Consider the following 18,454-nt stretch of genomic DNA (forward strand, 5'->3'; position numbering starts at 1 on the left):
TATAAATATTTGAGTTAATTGAAAAAATAAAATTAGCAGTATAAAAATTTAGAGTACAGTTTAATTATTTTAAAAAACTTTATATAAAAAGGAGATATTAAAATGACAAAATCAAATGAAACAAATTTAGAAACTAATGTAAATGAAGACCTTCTTAAATTTTTAAAGTTTTCCTACTTTGGAGATTTAAGTAATCCAATCCATGCAGCTAGTAAGAGAGCATATCGTGATATGAATCGAACAATAAGGTTCAATGAGTTATCAACTGATGAGATTAGATTGGAATTAAGAGAAAAAGTGAATAATGTTTTTGAAAATGAAATTAAAAAACTTATAGGGAACAATATTACAAATCAGAAAGAATTTGATGCATGGCATTGTGATGTATGTAAAACGATAAAATCTTTTTATCTAAATGAGGGAATTGAATTTACTTATGGACAAGCACAGAAATGGATTAATATGACTATAAAGTATTTATATATTCTTAAGGTATATTCATTTGATAATGTTCTTAAGTATTTGCATATACCAGTTGACAATTATATTTTTGATGCAGTCGAAAAGGAACTTGAAATAGATAGACCAAAGGAAGCCTGGAGCAGATGGAACAATGATGAGGAGTATAAAGACTATCAAAAAAATATTAGAAAAGAACTTAAAAGAAAAAAATTTGTACCAATTCGCTGGGAGTTTGAAAATTGGTTAAATGAAGCAGAAAAAGAGGCACAAAAAGTTAAGAAGTAAATATTAGGGTTGTATATTTTTGTACTTAAACCTTGAATCAAAAAGGAATAAAAATGTTAAACAAAATTAAATCATACTGGCACAAATTAAAAACAGAATATGAAAATAGATACAATAAACCATTTTTAAAAGATTTTGAAACTTCAAACGAATATCTTGAGAGAATGAAAAGTTATCTTTTGGAAAAGCAAAGTGAATGTCCATCGAATGTTGATGTTATTTGTACTCTTGCTTCTGTTGAGTTGGAACTTAGAGATGAGAATTTTGATTATGTAGAATTTTTATTGAAATTCTTAAATGAGTTTGAAAATTTTTTAAGTGATAATGATAAATCCAGAATTTATACCAATCTTGCTTTTGGAGATGATTTTTCTAAGGACAGTTTAATTTATTTGAACAAAGCTAAAGATTTAAATTCTCCATTTGTTGAAACTTATACGGGTCTTGGTTTGTATTATTTTAGTGAGTTTGAATATTCTAAAGATGAAAAAAAATTATTATTAAGTCATAATTATTTTAAAGCGGCAAAAGAAATGGAAGAAAGTTATGTAACTTCTTTCAATTTTGCTGTATCTTTATTTGAACTGAAACAATATGAAAAAGCAAAGGAAATATTCTTAGACTTACTTGAAATTTATCCTAATAGAATGCGTATGTTATTATGTTTAGCTTATTGTGAAGTGTATCTTGGAAATAAAGATAAGGCAATTTCTTATGTTGAGAAAGTAAAGCCTGGTCAAGATGTTAATTATAATTTAAACACAGATGATATTTCAGAAGACCAAATTATTGATGTGTATTATGCTCTTGAAGAGTATGACATATTTTTAAAACTTTGTGGCGATTGTGTTGAGTACTATTATATCGCAGAGTGGGAAGAATATTTTTATGTTCTTTGGTTAAAAAATCAAAAGGAAAGATTTTTTAGTCTTGAAGAAAAGAATCGAAAGTATTTTGAAGAAGCTATAAATGAAGCTATAGCTGATGAAGATTATGACAGTGAAAAAGAGAAACAAGAAACTATTGCTAGTTGGGAAGAGGATAAAAGAAATTTTGAAGAAATGATTTCTAAAATAAAGAGTGGAGCTTCAAGACCTGAGGTAAAATTAAAGCTATATCCCGAGTATTCTTGCTTTATGGTTGATTGTGTTAGACATAAATTTATTTAAAATAAGTTAACGAGGTATAGATTGTAGGTATATTTTAGAAATGTATAGAGGGATAGTATGTGTAGAATTACTTTAGATTTATAAAAACTAAAAATATTATATAAATCGGAGGTAAGCATGAATTTTAAAATAAGAGAATTAAAAAAATGTGAAATAAAACTGTTGAACACGTTTTTATATGAAGCTATTTTTATTCCTGAAGGAGTTCCAGAACCATCTAAAGATATTATAAATCACCCTGATTTACAAATATATATTTCAGATTTTGGAAAGAAAGATGATATTTGTTATGTAGCAGATGTTGAAGGGATTGTAGTAGGAGCGGTTTGGACTCGTATAATAAATGATTATGGTCATATTGATGATGAAACTCCATCACTTTCAATTTCACTTCTAAAAGAATATAGAAATTTAGGCATTGGAACAAAATTAATGAAGCAAATTATTTTAGCTCTAAAAGAGAAAGGGTATAAGCAAGTTTCTTTATCAGTGCAAAAAGTAAATAATGCAGTTCGTATGTATAAGAAAGTTGGTTTTGGAATAATTCATGAAAATGAGAAAGACTATATTATGGTCTGTAAACTTTAACCTTGTAAATTCTAGTTTATAGAATTGATGAAGATATAATTTTCTTAAACAAAAAAATTTGAAATAATTAAAAAGATAAATAGTTAATAATTAATAATTAATTAATAAAATATAGAGGAAAATATGGAATTTAAGATTGAAAATAAAGAATCAGCAAAATCAAAAGAACTGGCAAACTTAATTAAATCATATAATAAATCAAAGAGAGAACCATCAATAAGTGAACCACTAAATATTTATTTGGAAGATTATCAAGGTAATTTAATTGCTGGAATAGTCGCAGAAACTTTTGGAAATTGGCTTGAAATTGAGTACTTATATGTAAGTGAGAAGTTACGTGGGCAAGGACTTGGTTCAGAAATTTTGAAGAGAGCAGAAATTGAGGCTAGAAAAAGAAATTGTAAATATTCATTTGTAGATACTTTTAAGTTTCAAGCTCCGGATTTTTATAAAAAGCATGGCTATAAAGAAGTGTTCGTATTGAAAGAGTACCCATTTGTTGGAGAAAGATATTATTATACAAAAGATCTATGATTGAAGTTTAGTATTAAAATATAAAGTAAATATCACAAATTCGTTGTAAAGCTATGTGTTTGTTGAGAAGTATTTATGCATAGATTAATAAATATATATAACAGATTATGAATATAAAAAGTAGAATTTATTTATATAGTAAGGAAATATATTATAATTTTAAATAGATTTTATAGAATTACATTTTTAAAAGGAGTATTATGGAATTAATTAGATATTTGAATGCGTATTTTGCATTTAGTGTTTTAGGCTGGATATGGGAAAGTATATACTGTACAATCGACCAGAGAAAATGGCAAAATCGTGGATTTTTATATGGACCATTATGTCCGATTTACGGTTTTGGTTCAATTTTAGGATTGGTTTTTTATGATCTTATTTCAATGGGTAAGATTTCTCATCTTTCATGGTGGCAAATATTTATTATGGGATTTTTTGCTAGTATGATATTAGAATATCCAACATCTTACGTGCTTGAAAAATTATTTCATGCTAGATGGTGGGATTATAGTGATATGCCACTTAATATAAATGGAAGGACTTGTGCGATTACTTCTATTGGTTTTGGTATTGGAGCAATTATTATAATGGAATTTTTTATTCCGCTTTTTGAAAAAATTTATGTAACAATTCCAAATAATTTTGCAATAGCTATTGCTGTTGTTTTACTGGCTATACATTCTTCCGATTTTACTCTTACGGTTTCAGGATTGACTAATTTCCAAAGAAATATTGCTGAACTGGAAGAAGAATTCCAAGATAGAATGACTTCTACTGTAGATAAAATTTTTGAAAGACATAGCAGATTATATGGTAGAACATTGAGTAGAATTGCTTCTTTTAGGATGAGTGAGTCTCGTAATATGATTGCAGATAGATTAGTAAAAATAAGACGTGATTTGAAAAAGAAAAAATAATTTTTTATTATTTATATATGTTTATGTATAGTTATAAAAAATTTTTAAAAAAAATTCATTTTAGGTATTGACAAATTGTTTTTTGTCCTTTATAATTTATAGCAAGACGTTGAAGAGAAGAGTAGAAAGTTATTCAATCAATACAGAGACATTTCGTTTGGTGAGAGAAATGAGAGAGAAGCTTTCGAACATGGCCTTGGAGTCATCACATCGAGATTTATTTATAGATTTAGGTTGTGACGGGTGTGCCCGTTATAGCATTGCGAGTATGATAGTACTCAATAAGGTCTTTTTAGTGATAAAAAGATGAATTAAGGTGGTAACACGTGAGTTTTCGCTCTCGTCCTTTGTTGGACGGGAGTTTTTTTTATTTTTAGCTCATAACTAGGTGCGCAACTGGTTACTTAATTTTTGATTTACTTATCATTCTCTTTCAGCAATATCAGTGTAATTAAAAAGGAGAAGATTATGAACAAACAAAAGAAAGATATTTTAATAGTAGGATTAGCTTTATTTGGCTCCTACTTCGGTGCAGGAAATCTTATATTTCCACCTTTATTGGGATTTATTTCGGGAAGTCAATGGTCATTAGCTGCAATAGGATTTTGCATTTCTGCTGTCTTAATGCCGGTTGTGGGACTTTATGTCATATCTAAAAATGGTGGTTCGCTTGAAGCTATGACAGAAGATATACATAAAAATTTTGCTAAGTTTTTATTATTATTTATAATGGTTTTTGCAGGATGCATTTCTGTACCACGTACAGGAGCAGTTGCATATGAATTAGGATTTAAATCACTTTTTCCAAGTGTATCAATCGTAGCATTTATTATTGGATATTTTGCTATAGCACTATATTTTTCATTGGATATCAACAGAATGATTAACAGTGTAGGAAAGTTTTTAACGCCAATTTTAGTTATAGTATTACTTGGAATTATTATTAAAGGAATTTTTACTCCAATTGGAGTTCCAACACTTCCACAACAAAGTGATGTTTTTACTAATTCATTTTTAGAAGGTTACCAAACAGGAGATTTAATAGTAAGTTACCTTATAGGAACTGTTTTTATAGGAGATATTGTTTATAGAGGATATCGTGCAAGCAGAGAAAGAAATAAACTTACAGCATATTGCGGAGTAATTGCTTTAATTCTTTTAGCAGTTATTTATGTAGGATTGATATATCTTGGAGCTTCAGTAAGTAGCTATTATCCAAAAGATATAGAAAGAAGCCAATTATTATTAGCTATAGCAGAAAGAGTTTTAGGAAAGAATGGAATGTTATTCCTTTCAATAGCTGTAGTTTTGGCTTGTGTAACAACTGCTATTGGACAAATTACATCAATAGCGAACTTCTTCCAAGGCTTTTCAAATGGAAAGATTCCACATAAAGTAGCAGCTGTAGTTTCATCAGTTGTTGGTGCTACAATTGCAGTACTCGGAGTTGAAAAAATTGTTTACTACGCAACACCAATTTACAAGGGAGTTTATCCAAGTTTAATAGTATTAATGATTTTAGGAATATTCCGTAAATTTATACCTAATAAACAAAGTTTTAGATATGCATTAATTTTTACATTGGCAGTAAGCGTATTAGAAGCAATTTTATCTGTAGCTAATGTCCCTAGTATCAAGGCATTTATTGATATACTTCCATTAAGTGGTCTTGGATTTGCCTGGGTATTACCTGCTACACTTGGACTTATTGTAGGAGCTGTAAGTGGCAGTGAACCTATAACACAATTTGAATAAATAAATTATAAAGGAGAAACATTATGACAAAAAAATATAATATAAGCACAATCTGTGTACAAGGTGGTTATGACCCAAAAAATGGAGAATCAAGAGTAGTTCCAATAGTACAATCAACAACTTTCAAATATGAATCATCAGAAAAAATGGGAGATTTATTTGATTTAAAAGATTCAGGATATTTTTATACAAGACTTGCAAACCCTACAAATGATGCAGTAGCAAATAAGATTTGCCAACTAGAAGGTGGAGTTGCAACAATTTTGACATCATCAGGACAAGCAGCAAATTTCTATGCAATATTAAATATAGCTAGTGCAGGGGATCATATAATTTCAACTTCTGCTATCTATGGTGGAACTTATAACCTTATAGCAAATACAATGAAAAATTTAGGAATTGAATCAACTTTTGTTGACCCTGATATCTCAGTTGAAGAGTTAGAATCAAAGTTTAAACCAAATACTAAATTAATTTTTGGCGAAACTTTATCAAATCCATCACTTAATATTTTAGATATAGAAAAATTTGCAAAAGTTGCTCATAAAAATGGAGTACCTCTAATAGTTGATAACACATTCCCTACACCAATTTTCTGTAGACCTTTTGAATGGGGAGCAGATATTGTCACTCACTCAACTACAAAATATATGAACGGTTCTGCAAATGCAGTTGGTGGAGCGGTTGTGGATTCAGGTAATTTTGATTGGACAAAGTATAGTGAAAAATATCCAGGACTAACAACTCCGGATGAAACATATCATGGAACAGTATATACCGAAAGCTTTGGTAAGGGTGCATATATTACAAAAATGACAACTAACTTAATGAGAGATTTAGGTTCTATTCCTTCACCACAAAACTCATTCTATCTTGGAGTTGGACTAGAAACTTTACACTTAAGAATGGAAAGACATTTTGAAAATGCTCTAGCACTTGCTAAACATTTAGAAAAACATCCTAAAGTAGCTTGGGTTTCATTCTCAGGTTTAGAAAATGATAGCCAACATGAATTGGCACAAAAATATCTTCCAAATGGTTCTTGTGGAGTAATATCTTTTGGAATCAAAGGTGGTAGAGAAGCTGCAGTTAAATTCATGGACTCTCTAAGACTTGCTGCAATTGTTACTCACGTAGCAGATACAAGAACTTGTGTTCTACATCCTGCTTCAACAACTCACAGACAAATGAATGATGAAGAATTAATAGCAGCGGGAGTATCTCCGGACTTAATTAGACTTTCAGTAGGTATAGAAGATATTCGTGATTTAATAGAAGACATTGACCAAGCATTAGAAAAATAAATTAAATATAATACTCTAAAAGAGTTGTTATAGTTGATTAGATTATCAATTATAGCAACTCTTTCTTATTGCTATTATTTATGGTTTGGAATATAATATATTTAATAAAATAACTATGGGAGATGATGTTATTTGGATAGAAAAGAGAATGAAAGTACTCGATCAAAAGTTTTGGGTATTTGTTTAATTTTAGTTAGTTTAACAATTGTTTTTTTTACATTTAGTCAGCTTCTCGTAAGAGATGATACTTATGTCAATATTGAAAGAAGTGGACAGAGAATTGGAAATAGCATTTTTTATAAATATGATAATAAGATTTATGCACTTGTTCCAAGTGGGGGATATTATATTGTAGAGGATGCAGATGTAGATTCTTTTAGTGTTATTAATTCAGATAATACATATGATTCTCGTGTTGTTGGAATTGATAAAAATCATGTTTATTTTGGAAATGAAAAAATTGAAGACCTTAATCCAAAGGAAATAACTAATGTTGGAAATGGATATTATACTGATGGTAAAAGTACTTATTTTTGTTCTTCACTTTCTGAGAGAAATGATGAGATTTCTTATGTTTCAGAAATTTTTGGACATATAGTTCATGCTTTTTTTAAGGATAAAAAGCCTAAGTCATATATTTATCCATATCATAAATTAAATACTGAAAAGAAAATTTCGAAAATTAATAATTTAATATATTTTGCAACAGATGGAGATGTGCTCTATTACAAGGGAAAGCCACTTGAAAACGCAGATGTAAATACTATAAAGCAGGTTTCTAAACATGGAGAGTATTTTTGTGATAAAAATAATGTCTATTACAAAAATGAACTTTTACCAATTAAAAATAGTGGAGAATTAGAAGTCGTTTCAGTTGAGCAGGGGGACGATTTGCTTTATGATAAAAAGAGTGGAGAAGTTTTTAAAGGTAATCTTAGATTTGAAGAAAATTTCACTCCTTATAGAGTAATTGGAAATAGTAGTTCTCATATTTATAATCTATTTTTTGCTTCAAAAGATGGAGTATATTTTTATAATCAAAGAAAAAATAAGCAAATAAAAATTGGAGAAAATAATTTTAAAGGAAATGTTGAATTTTTAGATAAAAATGTATTTTGTGATGAGGAAAATATCTATTTTTTAAATTCTTATGAAACGTATATTGTTAGATTTAGAGTTCCACATATTAGACGATTGTATTCAAGAAATTCTCAAATAGTTAGCTTTGATAAAAAAGAAGGTTGGGAAAAAGTAAAAGACATACAAAGTAATGTAATAGGCTCCGTTTGGACAAAAAATGGGAAATACTATTACTTTGACAATTTAGGAAATAGCCAACTTATTAACGATACAGTTTTTGAAATTACTGACAAAGAAGTATTGAATGAATTATTATCAGATGAAGGCAAAACAACTATCGATAGAATTAGAGAAATAATAAAAGACGAAAAAATGCAAGCTGTATCAGGAGAAGTCAAATACACAGCAACTGTAAAATATAGTTATTACTACCTTTATATGATTTTATTATTTCCTTTTGTAATTGTTGGAAGCATATTAAAACAAAAAGGAAGAAGAAAATTGTTTAGACAAAATGGAAGATATAAATACGATATTTATAGCAACAAATACCATTAATTTCTATATGAAATGTTTGTTCAGTATTACATATAAATACAATGATAAATGTTGATTTGTATAATTAAAATAATTTTTCTGTAATCTAAATAAATTTATAAGGAGGATATTATGGGAATAATTTATTTTTTTGACAAACATTTTAAAAAGTATCTTTTGAAGGGTACCAAGGCGCTTAATCCATCTAATACCGGTATTTTCCCAAAGGGAATTTCATGTATTAGAGAAGCTGATGTAAATATATGGTTTTATACTAAAGATGGTAATACTATTGCTTTTGATTCAGGGCATATGAATTTTCCAAATGTCAATTTTGAGTTTGAAAAAATTAATATAAATCCAGATAATATTAAATATGTTTTTTTAACTCATGTTGACGTAGATCATGCCGGCGGGATTGATAAGAATGGAAAGAATATTTTTCCAAATGCTCAAGTATATATTGGTGAAAAAGATGAACAATATTTAACAGGACAACTTCATAGAATGAAGAAATTAGGATTTTTAAAGCTTAATATCGGTGTAAGTTTATCTTCTGGTTATAAACTAATTAAAGACGGAGACGTTTTTAATATTGAAGGTATAAAAATTGTTGCTATTCATATTCCTGGACATACAATTGGACATATGTGTTATATTGTTGATGACAAAATTCTTATAAGTGGAGATTGTTTAGCTATTAATAAAAAAGGTGGTTATCCGTTCTTTGACTTTTTCACACAATTTCCAGAAATGAATAAAAAATCCTTAATTAAATTAAAAGAAAAAGTTAAGGGTTACAACATAGAAGCTGTATGTACTGGTCATAGTGGATATAGAGAATTTGACAATAATACTTTTGCTCATATTACGGAGACTGCAGACTTTGGCAGAAAAAATCATTTTGATGAAGATGCTCCTGATGACTGTATGAAATACTAATTACAATGCTAAATTTTATTATAAAGATAATTATCTATTTTTATTTTAAATAATATAAAATTAAATTAATAGGCTTTAGAGTTAATTAATGGTATTTCTAAGGAACTTTTTAAAACAAATTTGACTTATATTTAGAGAAAATCTTAACAAAATATAGTATATCATAAGGAGTACAAGATGGAATTAAAAAGTATTGTTGAAAAGCAGAGAAAATTTTTTACTACAAATACAACAAAATCTGTCGAATATAGGATTAGTATGTTACAAAAACTTGAAAAAGTAATTCAAACTAATGAAAAGCAAATATTATCCGCTCTCTATGAAGATCTTTCAAAATCAGAGGCAGAAGGTTATCTTACTGAAATTGGAATAGTATATGGTGAAATTCATGAGGCATTGAAAAAAGTGAAGAAATGGAGTAAGCCTAAAAGAGTGAGAGAAAGTCTTGGGACATTTTCTGCTAAAAGCTATGTCTATTCAGAACCTTATGGAGTTGTGTTAATAATGGCACCGTGGAATTATCCTTTTAATTTGTCACTTTCCCCACTGGTTGCTGCTATTGCAGCAGGAAATTGTGCTGTTATAAAATGCTCAAAAGAGAGTAAAAATACATCAAAAATTATTAGAGATATAATAAATAAAACATTTGAAGAAGAATATATTTACTGTGTAGATTCTGACCTTGATTATGACGAAATTCTTCATCAAAGATATGATTTTATATTTTTTACCGGAAGTGCAAGAGTTGGAAAAATCATAATGCGTGTTGCAAGTGAAAATTTAATTCCTGTATCTTTGGAGTTAGGGGGAAAGAGTCCTTGTATTATTGACGAAACCGCTGATATAAAACTTTCTGCAAAACGTATAATATGGGGGAAACTTTTAAATGCAGGACAGACATGTGTTTCAATAGACTATATTGTTGTTCATAGAAATGTAAAAGAAGAACTTATTAAATATTTGCAAAAAGAAATTGAATTAAGATATCCAGATGCTGTAAATAACAAATCTTATCCAAAAATTATTAATACTCGTCATTATGAACGTCTTTTAAATTTAATAAAGACTGAGTCAAAAGTAATTGGTGGGAAAAGCAATGATAGCGAAAGAAAGATTGAACCTACTATTTTTCCTGATGTAGATTTTAATCACGAGATTATGAAAGATGAAATTTTTGGACCTTTGTTACCGATTATTGAGTATGATGATATAGATAAAGTAATTGATATAATTAAAGAAAGAGAAAAACCATTAGCATGTTATATTTTTTCTCAAAGAAAGGAAAATGCAGAGTATATTATTAACAGCCTTTCTTATGGAGGAGGTTGTGTGAATGACACTATAATGCAACTTGCAAATAGTCATATTCCTTTTGGTGGTGTAGGAAATAGTGGTATGGGTTCATATCATGGAAAACATGGTTTTGATTTATTAAGTCACAAAAAAGGAATTGTAAAAAATAAAAAGATTTTTGATTTGCCATTTAGATATGCACCTTTTGATTTGAAAAAATTGAATATATTTAAAAAGATAATGTAGCAAATAAATAAAAAACGGTTAGAATAGATATATTTATTTTTTGACAGTTTTAATTGATAAAATATTTGCATTGTGATAAAATAATAGTAAGAATAGGAGAGTGATACTTTGGAAAACCTAGGAAAAATGTATTATGATTCGTTAGAGTCTCTTGATTTCGCTGGTTTAAGTAAGTTTTTTTTCGAACATAGTATTATTTCTTATATTGTAGGAATTTTATTAATTATTTTAGTTTTTAAATTACTAAAGTTCCCTTTAAAGATTTTAAAAAAGATTATTGTGAATTCTATAATCGGATATGTAATTTTATATATTTTAGCGATTTTTAAAATAGTTATTGTTCCATTTACTTATTTGAGCTACTTTTTAGTTGGTAGCTTCGGAATAGTTGGAATAATTTTATCATATTTATTTTATTCATTCTAAGGAGTTAAATAATGGGTTTATTTATTACTTTTGAAGGTCCCGACGGGTGTGGGAAAACTTCGATAATAAATTTAATTAAGAAATACTATAAGGATAACGAAAAAATAATTTTTACAAGAGAACCAGGTGGAACAAAAATATCAGAAGAAATTAGAGAACTTATTTTATCTAATGATAATGTAAATATGTCGCCACGAACAGAAGCATTACTTTATGCAGCTAGTAGAGCTCAACATATTGATGAACTTGTAAAGCCGAATTTGGAAAAGGGTAATATTGTTATTTCAGATAGATTTGTTTTAAGTTCACTTGCTTATCAAGGTGGTGGCAGAAAACTTGGGGTTGAAAATGTTAAAAGAATAAATGATTTTGCTATTAATGGAGTTAATCCAGATGTGATTATTTTCTTTTATGTTGACCCTTTGACAACTTTGAAAAGAAAGTCTTTAAATGAAAATGCTGATAGACTTGAACTTTCGGGAGATGATTTCCATAGTAGAGTTTATGATACATATATGGAACTTCTTGAGGAAATGAAAGATGATAAAGTCTTAAGAAAAGTCGATGCTACTAAAAGCATGGAAGAAGTTTTTGAAGATGTAAAAAAAATAATAGATGAAAAAATGGAGGAATTGCTATGAAGATGATTATTGCAATAGTTCAAGATCAAGACTTGAACCCACTACAAGAAGATTTAACTGAAAAGGGATTCAGAATGACAAATCTTGCTTCAACAGGTGGATTTTTAAGAGCTGGAAACTCAACTCTTTTAATTGGGGTTGAAGAAGAAAAGTTAGATGAATGTTTGAAAATTATTGAAGAAAATTGCAAGTCAAGAGAAATTACAACATCTGTTTTGAGTGTTACAATGCCAGGCGACGCTTATATTCCTTTCCCTATGGAAGTTCTAGTAGGTGGTGCTACAATTTTTGTACTTGATGTTGTAGATTTTGTAAGAATGTAGGTGATTTTATGAAACTTATTTTAGCAATTATACAAGACCATATAGCTCAGGACGTTTTAAATGAGCTTTCTGAAAATAAAGTTAGAGCTACAAAACTATCTTCAACAGGTGGATTTTTCAAAAAAGGAAATACTACAATATTGATAGGTATTGAAGAAGAAAAATTAGATAGAGTTAAAGAAATGATTTTAAATATTTCAAAAAATAAGGAAACAGTTGATGATAAAACAGCTAATACTGTAATGTTTGTTCTAAATATGAATCAATTTATTAGGGTGTAGTTTATGAATTACACTCTTTTCAAAGAAAAGATTGATTTCTTTGATTTTTCCCAAAACTATATTGTTGAGGGAAGCGAAGATTTTTTAGATAAAGTTTCTAAAGAATTAACATTAAAGGTTTTAAATCCTGAAGATGATTTTAAAATTTCTAGAGAAATTGAAGAGCAAACACATCCTGATTTGATGATAATTGAAAGCGAAAGGAATAATATTCCTATTGATTCAATTAGAGAGATGATTAAATATGTCCAAAAAAGACCTTTGGAATCAAAGTATAAATTGGTTATCATAAAAGGTGGACAGTTTTTAAGAGCAGAATCATCAAATGCTTTATTAAAAACTCTAGAAGAGTCTTTTGACTATGTCATAATCTGTATTTTAGTTGATTCAAGATATAAACTATTGTCAACAATAAGAAGTAGATGTATTTTTGTTTCAGAAGTAAATTCCTCAGAAAACTTTGATTATTCAGATTATGGTAAATTGTTGGAAATTTTATCCATTGCACTTAAAGGTGACTTTTTGGCAATTTATGATTCGAAAAATAAGGAATATCTTTTGAGTTTAAAAGAGGATAGAAATTTTATACCTTTATTGTATAATTTTTTTAAAGAATTTTATATTTTTTTAGAAACGGGTCAAGATGTTTCAAATAAAGATATTTTGAAAATATTTAAAAATAATGTTGATTTTGATAAAAAGAAATTATCAAAAATTTTAGAAACGATAGAAATTGTTAGAGAAAATTTGTATAATAATGTGAATTTTCAATTGTCTATTGAGAAAGTATTTATAACAATTTTGAGGTAGTTGGAGGTTTGTATGGGAGAATATACTAATCTTATTTCATTTATGAATATTGATAGTAGTAAGAATCTATTTTTAATAATAGGAGTTTTAAGTTTAATAGCCATTATAGTTGTATTAGTTATGAAGAGAAGAAATAAATAACTTTTTATGGATATATTTAACTGTAGATATTCTTATAAAATATCTACAGTTTTTTGCTTTTTTATCAAAGTTTTCTAATTTGACTTTATTTATTTTTTATGTTAAAATATATATAAAAGGCGGTGCTGTTATGGATACAAAAGAGAAATTAGCTATGATTAAAAGAGTTTTGGGAAACAACATTGGAAGAAAAGTATTGATTACTATTAAACGAAGCAAAGAAGAATATGTTGAAATTAAGGGAGTAATTGGAGAAGTATTTACTTCATTCTTTACTGTTGAAATTGAAACAGAAGAACATAAAACAAGAACTTGTTCATATTCATATTTTGATGTTTTGACATCTCAAGTAAGTTTAAAGGCAAGCTAAAATAGATTATTAGAACTTTGATTTTTCAAAGTTCTTTTTTTGTGTATATAAGAAATGAGTGATTAATAATCACCCATTTTTGCTAAAATTTTAAAATTTTTTGTAAACTCTTGTAAATTATAGGAACTAATGCAGAACATACTATTATTTCAGGAATTCCATTTGAAATTGCAACTCCAAATAAAAATTTTGCAGGATTGACTTTTAAAACATCATATATTTGATTAGCACAGAATATGTATGCCATAGAAAGAACTCCAAATGTGTTTATCATTGTTCCTACCATACTTGCAAGTACAACATTAAAAATATTTTTAATGTATTTTTTTATAAAATTAAATGTATAATATGTTCCAACCCCTATCAGCGCTCTTGGAAGTATTGATACCATCGGATTTATAAACATAAAAGATAGAGGACTTATTCCTGATAAATGTTGAAAAAATGAGAATAATCCAAAAATTAATCCAACAAAAAACGATACTGTTGGTTTCTCTATTAATGCGATTAAAACTATTGGTATATGTACTGTAGTAATTCTAACTACTCCTAATGGAATAAATCCTATTGGAGAAAGTGATAAAATAATTACAATTGCACTTAGTATTCCGATTTTTGTTACGGATTTTGTTGAAATATCTTTCATAAATTCCTCCTTATAGTTTTGAATATTAAAGCCTTGTTTATTATAACAAAAATAATAGAAAAATTCCATAATTTTCAATTTCTTTTGTTTTTTTTATGCAAATTTGGTATAATTATAGTCAATGATAGATGTATTTTTGTTATATTAGATTTTTATATAAATGGAGAAATAATGAAAAGAATAACTTTAATTGCCACTTGTGCTTTTGGTTTAGAGGCAGTTGTTAAAAGAGAGATAATCAAACTTGGTTTTGATGATATAAAAGTTTCTGATGGAAAAGTAGAATTTTTAGCAAATGTAAATGATATTGCGAAAGTTAATTTATGGGTTAGATGTGCAGAAAGAATTTTACTTAAATTGGATGAATTTAAAGTTTTAAGTTTTGAAGATTTGTATCAAGGAATAAAGAAAATAAAATGGGAAGATTTAATTTCAGTAAATGATAAATTTCCTGTAAATGCTAATAGTGTAAAATCAAAACTTTTTAGTTTATCAGATATTCAAAAGATTACAAAAAGAGCAATAGTTGATAGACTTAAAAATGTTTATGGAGTTGAATGGTTTGATGAAACTTCAGATGCATTGTACTATATAGAAGTATCTATTTTAAAGGATATTGCAACTGTTACCGTTGATACTTCAGGAGAGGCTTTACATAAAAGAGGATATAGAAAGAGAGCAGGAGATGCACCACTTAAGGAAACTTTAGCAAGTGCTATGATTAGTTTATCTTTTTGGGAACTGAGTAGAGTTTTTTACGATCCTTTTTGTGGAAGTGGAACTCTTTGTATTGAAGCCTATATGATAGGAAGAAATATTGCTCCTGGTATAATGAGAAATTTTGCTTTTGAAAATTGGAATTTATTAGATAAAGATGCTTTAAAAAACGAGAAAAATATAGCAAGAGCATTAATAGATTATGATAGAGATTTAAAAATTTTAGGGTCGGATATAGATAGACATTCGATTTTAATAGCTAGAGATAATGCTGATATTTTAGGCGTGGATGATGAAATTTCATTTTTTATAAAAGATATGAGAGATGTTGATCTTTATAATGAATATGGCGTTGTTGTTACCAATCCTCCATATGGAGAACGTATGGGAGATATGGAAGAAGTTGAGAGGCTTTATAGAGATTTTGGGAAAAAATTTAAGGAATTAGATACTTGGTCTGTGTATTTAATAACAAGTATAGAAAGTTTTGAAAGATTATATGGGAGGAAAGCTGATAGAAAGAGAAAGCTCTTTAACGGAAGAATTAAAGTCGATTTCTATCAATTTTATGGACCCAAACCAAAATAACGGAGAACAGAATGTATATGGACAAGATTACACATTTAAATTTTGAACTGGCAGATTTTATGGAAGATTTAGTTCGAGTTTTCGATAAAACTGGACGAATTGTATATACTAATGCCAGCATGAAAAAATTTTTAGAAAATGAAGAAGGAAAGTTTTGTTTGTTTTCAGATGATTACATACATAAGAATGATAAAATTTTTTCTTCTTTAAAATGTGTTGCACCCATTGGACACAAGGAAGATGTAGAAACTGAATTATTATCAGTTGGAGAAAGAGACTTTTTAGTAAAGAGTAGTCCTATTTTTGATGACAAAAAGGATTACTGGGGTAGTATTGAAGTTTTTAGAGATATTACAGAAGGTAATAGACTTCAAAAAGACCTAATCAAATATCAAAAAATGATAAAAAATGATATGTTAACTGCATCGGATATACAAAAAAGTTTATTATCTAAATTGAGTCATATTGATGGACTAAATTTAGAATATAAATATATATCATCTGATCAGTTATCAGGAGATTTTTTTGATGTCATAGAATTACCTAATGATAAAACTTGTGTATATATAGCTGATGTTATGGGTCATGGTATTTCTGCAAGTATGATAACAATGTTTATAAAATTTTCCGTTAGGATGTTAGTTCATGGACGAAAAATAGAACATCCAAGAGAGATATTAAGAGCCTTATCAAAGGAGTTTTCAAAACTTAATTTAGAAATGTATTTTACAATATTTTTGGGGATTTACAATAGAGAAACTTGTGAATTTGAGTATTCAAATGCAGGACATAATTCTATCCCAATTTTATTTAATAAGGATAAAAATGTTCGATTAGAATTAAGTGGTTTACCAATATCTTGGTTATTCCAAGATAGTAGATATTCTGTTGGTAAAGCAAAACTATGTCATGGAGATTGTGTGCTATTTTATACAGATGGACTCACTGAAACAAAAAATGAAAACAGAGAAGAATATGGAGAAGAAAGATTTTTTAATGTAGTAGATAAATATAAAAATTCACTTTCTGATAAGGAACTTTTGAACAAGTTAGTTGAAGCTGTTTCTGAATTTAGATGTGGAATTCAAGAAGATGATATTGCATTACTAAGTATGAGGGTTTTATAATGATAAATAATTTTGAGCTAGATTTCTCAGAAGATTTATGTTTTACTAATTATAAAGAAGATGCTTTTAAAGCATTAGATTTTATTTTAAATAAAAATGGTTTGGGGAGTAATTTTTTAGGTTGGGTAACTCATCCAGAAGTTTATGACAGAGAAGAATACTCAAGAATGAAAAAACTTTCTGAAAAAGTAAAAAAGTCAGAAGTTCTTGTTGTTATTGGTGTAGGAGGAAGTTTCCTAGGATCTAAAGCTGTTATAAAAGCCCTTAAACCTTATTTCAAACAAGATAGCTTGGATATTGTATTTGCAGGGAATAATCTAAGCGGAGATTATTTGAGTGAATTGGTTGAATATATAAAAGATAAGGACTTTTTCATAAATGTAATTTCAAAATCAGGAAGTACATTTGAAACTGCTGTAGCTTTTAGAGTTTTAAAAGAATTATGTGAAGAAAAATATGGAAAAGAATCGATAAATAGAATTATTGTTACAACTGATTCAGAACGAGGATTGTTAAAAGAACTTAGCAATAAAGTCGGTTACGAAACTTTTAATGTACCTGATGATATTGGTGGAAGATTTTCAGTTTTAACAGCGGTTGGTTTATTTCCTATTATGTGTGCAGGAATTGATGCTGATGCGCTTTTACTTGGAGCAAATGATGGCTTAGAAGAATATACTAAGAAAAGTTTGGATAATATTTCTTTAAAATATGCAATAATTAGAAATGCAATGTTTAAAGATGAAAAAAAGGAAATAGAATACTTAGTTGCACATGAATTTAAACTAGCTTATCTTCAAGAGTGGTGGAAACAATTATTTGCTGAAAGTGAAGGAAAAAATGGAAAAGGACTTTATGTAGAAAGTGCAATTTTCACAAGAGATTTACATTCTTTTGGTCAAATGATTCAAGATGGAAATAAAATCACTTTTGAAACTATAATTGAAGTTGAAGATTTAAAGAATGACATTATCATTCCTCTTATCGATGAAGATTTTGACAATTTAAATTATTTAGCAAAAAAATCACTTAATGAAATAAATAAGGTTGCTGTTACAGCTACAAGGAAGGCACATACAGATGGTGATGTTCCAACTATTAAGATTACTGTTCCAAAATTAGATGCATACAATATTGGAAAGTTAATTTACTTTTTTGAAATGTCTTGTGCTATTTCTGCTTATATGTTGGACGTTAACCCTTTTGATCAACCTGGAGTAGATAATTATAAAAAAAATATGTATCAATTATTAGAAAAGATGTAAAGGAGGA

21 protein-coding genes and 1 other annotated feature are annotated in these 18,454 nt (G+C 27.9%); of the genes, 20 read left to right on the plus strand and 1 reads right to left on the minus strand.

Annotation, left to right across the window (positions count from 1 at the left end; translation table 11 throughout):
- Positions 1 to 102: 102 nt before the first annotated feature.
- The 17 genes from VJI77_RS03375 (at position 103) to VJI77_RS03455 (ending at position 14,104) form a co-directional block, all read left to right on the plus strand.
- Positions 103 to 747: a hypothetical protein gene (locus VJI77_RS03375; protein ID WP_323988277.1), complete on the plus strand. Its 645-nt coding sequence runs from the start codon at positions 103 to 105 to the stop codon at positions 745 to 747.
- Positions 748 to 800: 53 nt separating this feature from the next.
- On the plus strand, positions 801 to 1,916 hold the full coding sequence (locus VJI77_RS03380; protein WP_323988278.1) for a tetratricopeptide repeat protein: 1,116 nt from the start codon (positions 801 to 803) through the stop codon (positions 1,914 to 1,916).
- A 117-nt stretch (positions 1,917 to 2,033) separates the two neighbouring features.
- Complete coding sequence (locus VJI77_RS03385) at positions 2,034 to 2,504, plus strand: GNAT family N-acetyltransferase (protein ID WP_323988279.1); 471 nt, start codon at positions 2,034 to 2,036, stop codon at positions 2,502 to 2,504.
- Between the two features lie 123 nt (positions 2,505 to 2,627).
- Entirely contained in the window at positions 2,628 to 3,038 is a 411-nt protein-coding gene (locus VJI77_RS03390) for a GNAT family N-acetyltransferase (RefSeq protein ID WP_323988280.1), read from the plus strand.
- A gap of 200 nt (positions 3,039 to 3,238) precedes the next feature.
- Positions 3,239 to 3,955, plus strand: a complete 717-nt coding sequence (locus VJI77_RS03395) for a putative ABC transporter permease (protein ID WP_323988281.1) — start codon at positions 3,239 to 3,241, stop codon at positions 3,953 to 3,955.
- 100 nt (positions 3,956 to 4,055) lie between these two features.
- Positions 4,056 to 4,306 (plus strand) — a binding site (T-box leader).
- A 117-nt stretch (positions 4,307 to 4,423) separates the two neighbouring features.
- Positions 4,424 to 5,710 carry a branched-chain amino acid transport system II carrier protein gene (gene brnQ, locus VJI77_RS03400; protein WP_323988282.1) on the plus strand — a complete coding sequence of 429 codons (1,287 nt, stop codon included), beginning with the start codon at positions 4,424 to 4,426 and terminating at the stop codon, positions 5,708 to 5,710.
- Between the two features lie 23 nt (positions 5,711 to 5,733).
- Positions 5,734 to 7,014 carry an O-acetylhomoserine aminocarboxypropyltransferase/cysteine synthase family protein gene (locus VJI77_RS03405; RefSeq protein WP_323988283.1) on the plus strand — a complete coding sequence of 427 codons (1,281 nt, stop codon included), beginning with the start codon at positions 5,734 to 5,736 and terminating at the stop codon, positions 7,012 to 7,014.
- A 132-nt stretch (positions 7,015 to 7,146) separates the two neighbouring features.
- Positions 7,147 to 8,652 carry a DKNYY domain-containing protein gene (locus tag VJI77_RS03410; RefSeq protein WP_323988284.1) on the plus strand — a complete coding sequence of 502 codons (1,506 nt, stop codon included), beginning with the start codon at positions 7,147 to 7,149 and terminating at the stop codon, positions 8,650 to 8,652.
- Positions 8,653 to 8,763: 111 nt separating this feature from the next.
- The gene (locus VJI77_RS03415) at positions 8,764 to 9,573 is read left to right on the plus strand and encodes an MBL fold metallo-hydrolase (protein ID WP_323988285.1); all 810 of its coding nucleotides are present in this window, start codon (positions 8,764 to 8,766) and stop codon (positions 9,571 to 9,573) included.
- A gap of 177 nt (positions 9,574 to 9,750) precedes the next feature.
- Positions 9,751 to 11,112 carry an aldehyde dehydrogenase gene (locus VJI77_RS03420; RefSeq protein WP_323988286.1) on the plus strand — a complete coding sequence of 454 codons (1,362 nt, stop codon included), beginning with the start codon at positions 9,751 to 9,753 and terminating at the stop codon, positions 11,110 to 11,112.
- Positions 11,113 to 11,220: 108 nt separating this feature from the next.
- Positions 11,221 to 11,538: a pro-sigmaK processing inhibitor BofA family protein gene (locus VJI77_RS03425; RefSeq protein ID WP_293440097.1), complete on the plus strand. Its 318-nt coding sequence runs from the start codon at positions 11,221 to 11,223 to the stop codon at positions 11,536 to 11,538.
- Positions 11,539 to 11,549: 11 nt separating this feature from the next.
- Positions 11,550 to 12,179, plus strand: coding sequence for a dTMP kinase (gene tmk / locus VJI77_RS03430; protein ID WP_323988287.1), 630 nt, complete (start codon positions 11,550 to 11,552; stop codon positions 12,177 to 12,179).
- Complete coding sequence (locus VJI77_RS03435) at positions 12,176 to 12,502, plus strand: cyclic-di-AMP receptor (protein WP_293440093.1); 327 nt, start codon at positions 12,176 to 12,178, stop codon at positions 12,500 to 12,502. The genes tmk and VJI77_RS03435 overlap by 4 nt, the downstream gene beginning before the upstream one ends.
- A gap of 8 nt (positions 12,503 to 12,510) precedes the next feature.
- Complete coding sequence (locus VJI77_RS03440) at positions 12,511 to 12,783, plus strand: cyclic-di-AMP receptor (RefSeq protein WP_009354493.1); 273 nt, start codon at positions 12,511 to 12,513, stop codon at positions 12,781 to 12,783.
- Positions 12,784 to 12,786: 3 nt separating this feature from the next.
- Positions 12,787 to 13,593, plus strand: coding sequence for a hypothetical protein (locus tag VJI77_RS03445; RefSeq protein ID WP_323988288.1), 807 nt, complete (start codon positions 12,787 to 12,789; stop codon positions 13,591 to 13,593).
- A 12-nt stretch (positions 13,594 to 13,605) separates the two neighbouring features.
- Positions 13,606 to 13,734 carry an LPXTG cell wall anchor domain-containing protein gene (locus VJI77_RS03450; RefSeq protein WP_293440089.1) on the plus strand — a complete coding sequence of 43 codons (129 nt, stop codon included), beginning with the start codon at positions 13,606 to 13,608 and terminating at the stop codon, positions 13,732 to 13,734.
- Positions 13,735 to 13,864: 130 nt separating this feature from the next.
- A complete protein-coding gene (locus VJI77_RS03455; protein ID WP_323988289.1) occupies positions 13,865 to 14,104 on the plus strand; it encodes a Veg family protein in 240 nt (79 codons plus the stop codon).
- Positions 14,105 to 14,186: 82 nt separating this feature from the next.
- Here VJI77_RS03455 and VJI77_RS03460 read toward each other — a convergent pair whose 3' ends face one another.
- Positions 14,187 to 14,750 (minus strand): ECF transporter S component, encoded by a 564-nt coding sequence (locus tag VJI77_RS03460; RefSeq protein ID WP_009354650.1) that lies wholly within the window; start codon positions 14,748 to 14,750, stop codon positions 14,187 to 14,189.
- A 171-nt stretch (positions 14,751 to 14,921) separates the two neighbouring features.
- Here VJI77_RS03460 and VJI77_RS03465 point away from each other — a divergent pair, with 171 nt between their 5' ends.
- The 3 genes from VJI77_RS03465 to VJI77_RS03475 are packed head-to-tail and all read left to right on the plus strand — an operon-like array spanning position 14,922 to position 18,447.
- Positions 14,922 to 16,055 carry a THUMP domain-containing class I SAM-dependent RNA methyltransferase gene (locus VJI77_RS03465; RefSeq protein WP_323988290.1) on the plus strand — a complete coding sequence of 378 codons (1,134 nt, stop codon included), beginning with the start codon at positions 14,922 to 14,924 and terminating at the stop codon, positions 16,053 to 16,055.
- 17 nt (positions 16,056 to 16,072) lie between these two features.
- Entirely contained in the window at positions 16,073 to 17,182 is a 1,110-nt protein-coding gene (locus VJI77_RS03470; RefSeq protein WP_323988291.1) for a SpoIIE family protein phosphatase, read from the plus strand.
- Positions 17,182 to 18,447 (plus strand): glucose-6-phosphate isomerase, encoded by a 1,266-nt coding sequence (locus tag VJI77_RS03475; protein WP_323988292.1) that lies wholly within the window; start codon positions 17,182 to 17,184, stop codon positions 18,445 to 18,447. The genes VJI77_RS03470 and VJI77_RS03475 overlap by 1 nt, the downstream gene beginning before the upstream one ends.
- The last annotated feature ends 7 nt before the right edge of the window (positions 18,448 to 18,454 follow it).

Origin of the sequence: Parvimonas sp. D2, from assembly GCF_035282635.1 — a bacterium.
GTDB lineage: Bacteria > Bacillota > Clostridia > Tissierellales > Peptoniphilaceae > Parvimonas.